At 41.7% G+C, this 2,429-nt stretch carries 4 protein-coding genes; 2 read left to right on the top strand and 2 right to left on the bottom strand.

Annotated elements, in window-relative coordinates; translation table 11 throughout:
- Window positions 1–118 precede the first annotated feature (118 nt).
- Both GOB86_RS15215 and GOB86_RS15210 read left to right on the top strand, forming a co-directional pair.
- Window positions 119–907: a hypothetical protein gene (locus GOB86_RS15215; RefSeq protein WP_165993492.1), complete on the top strand. Its 789-nt coding sequence runs from the start codon at window positions 119–121 to the stop codon at window positions 905–907.
- A gap of 40 nt (window positions 908–947) precedes the next feature.
- The gene (locus tag GOB86_RS15210) at window positions 948–1,301 is read left to right on the top strand and encodes a hypothetical protein (protein WP_165993490.1); all 354 of its coding nucleotides are present in this window, start codon (window positions 948–950) and stop codon (window positions 1,299–1,301) included.
- A gap of 271 nt (window positions 1,302–1,572) precedes the next feature.
- Here the strand turns inward: GOB86_RS15210 and GOB86_RS15205 are convergent, their stop codons facing one another.
- Both GOB86_RS15205 and GOB86_RS16675 read right to left on the bottom strand, forming a co-directional pair.
- A complete protein-coding gene (locus GOB86_RS15205) occupies window positions 1,573–1,998 on the bottom strand; it encodes a hypothetical protein (RefSeq protein WP_165993488.1) in 426 nt (141 codons plus the stop codon).
- Window positions 1,991–2,326 carry a lysozyme gene (locus GOB86_RS16675; protein WP_253632105.1) on the bottom strand — a complete coding sequence of 112 codons (336 nt, stop codon included), beginning with the start codon at window positions 2,324–2,326 and terminating at the stop codon, window positions 1,991–1,993. Before GOB86_RS16675 ends, GOB86_RS15205 begins: the two co-directional genes overlap by 8 nt.
- Window positions 2,327–2,429: the final 103 nt, after the last annotated feature.

Genomic DNA, 2,429 nt, shown 5'->3' with positions numbered 1-2,429 from the left:
GCCAACATACTAGAATGGCTTGCCTTGACTGAAGAGATGGTAAGGCAGATAGGGCAAAACGGCTTGAAGCTCGCATTGTAGAAATGTCGGGTCTTTATCAGTGAGGATATTGATTGTTATGATGGATATTTTAGATCTTTCTAAGAAAGTTTGGTGCTGGATTAAATGGCCCTTTTACATCGTGGCCGGTATTTTAATTTTTCTTATTGTGACACAGTTGGTCGAATGTTTTGGTGCGGATGCTTCAAATAAATTTGCGGGTATATTCACGCCGCTCATTGTTGCAGCAGTCACTATCTATCTGAGCAGGCGCCAACATAACATTGCTGATGCCCAAAGAGCCGTGGCAGAAGAGAGTAAGACCATAGCAGCAGCCAATCGAGATATTGCTGAGCGCAAGTTAAAACTTGAATTATTCGATAAGAGATATGCGGTATATAAAGCCTCTTTAGAGTTTGCTGTTTTTACTTCAGATATGTCTGCAAGCATTAGGTCATATATGGAACAGTTTAATGTTGAATATAATGATGGGCTAATCAATCAGACGTATTCAATTGATGAAAAAGAAATAGAAAAATACAATGAATGTAAAAAATATTTTCACAAAATAGAAAAAGATTTCGATGAATTGAAAGGTCGTAGTTATTGCGTGATTGTTCAGGCAAAGTTTTTATTTGATGAAAATTCTTTTAAATATTTCGATAATTTACACGATTTATCGTTCTCTTTAGGAAACAGAAAAATTGAACTGATAAAGAGACAAATATTACAGAAGAATTTTTATATTAATGAGGATAGAAAACGATACGATATACCGATGATTGCTATCCAAGACGATATTTTAAAAATAATAAATGATGAAATGCCTGAAAAAATGAAACAATATTTGGATATTTCTCATATATAATAAATACCCTTGGTAACATTTAAGCCAAAGGAAAATTGAAATGGCAAAAGAGAAAACACCAGAGGAATTAGCAAAAGAGTATCGTGACTATATGCGTGCTGAGTTCGTCAAGAAAGACGTAGAGGGCGTTGAGCCTTGGTACGTTGATAGTCACGAATATACCCATTACGTCATGCGATACCCAACATGGACTGAAACCATCTCACATATAAACGCGACTATATCAGAAGAAGAAGCCGCAAAAGACCCAGAGAAAGCGAAGCGTAGACTTGATGATTTGATCAAATTGACCAAGGCATGTGTGACGAACCTTAAAAGTCCATCTGACTTTGATAAGGCACCGTTCTATGTCAACAAAGCAGCAATGGACTGGGTGTCTTTGCGTATCGGCTAATTCGTCTCGACTGCAAGTGGCCGGATTACAGATTGACGATAATGAATATGACGGATGCTTTGAACTGGCCCAATAAGGCGAGAAGTGATCCATACTCGCTCTACAATGTGCCACTTGATGAGTTAGCCGAGAATTTGTTTTTCCTACAGGAAAAAAGTCAAAGAGAAAGGGGAGCTGATTAAAGCTCCCCTTTTCTTATGGTTGTCGCAAAGGAGAAAAATAACAACCATGACCACTTGGAAAACGAATAAAACCAGTGGTTCAATCTTATTTATGGTTTAGCTTTGTCACGATAAAAACGGCACATAATATTCAAATTACAATATTGAAAATTACCCTCTGAATCCCTTGCCCTTAGGACATCACGTCTGACTTGCTCTTCAAGCTCACCGTAATTGGTTTCAGCCCTGCTGGAATAGATGTCGAGGATTTCAAACTCGAACGCGTTTTTTCCAAACTTGGAAATTCCTTCGTTCACATACTTAGAACTGCTCGTATAGGTGAGCCAGTTCGACCGACTGACTTCCTTGCGCTTTCTAACCTTCCCCTTAACCGGCTTACGGCGTATCGACTGCGTGAACTTCTTCCCCACATACATGACGCCACTTTCCCTATGGGTAATCAGGTAAGTGAAGCCCGCAGAAGCATTGATCTGGTCTTCCGTATAGGGACTTTGCCAGTGACCGACCTCATACATTGGCATTACCCAAGAACAAGGCACGTTCGGCTTTACGTCTGTTGAGCAAGCCCTGAATAATCTGGCCTTTGCTCTTATCCCACAAGAGGAACTGGTCTGCCGCCTTGTCGAGTTGCTGCTCATTGACCAGGCGAACTAGCGTTGAACCCAAGCAGGCCGACAAGCCCACGTTATAGGCAAAGCTCGTAAGTGCTGCCCATTGATTGGGGGCCAGAGAAGCCCTCACAGAGCTTTTAAGGGCGGTCAGTACCCTCTGAGCTTCCTCGGCTACTGCTTCCCTTGCTTCGCCCTCAGTGACGCTCTCAGGGCTTGTGAGGGTAACGGTAATCCCCCCATTTTTAGTCGGGCATTGAATGAGACTTCAGGCAGCTGTTTTTAGTTTCTGGGCGGGGGTTAGCCCGCTGTTCCCCATGTTGGGTCTGTCATGGTTA

Source organism: Acetobacter lambici, assembly GCF_011516885.1.
Classification (GTDB): domain Bacteria; phylum Pseudomonadota; class Alphaproteobacteria; order Acetobacterales; family Acetobacteraceae; genus Acetobacter; species Acetobacter lambici.
The sequence above is the reverse complement of the archived record's forward strand: the minus strand, read 5'-3'. Positions and strand labels throughout refer to the sequence as shown.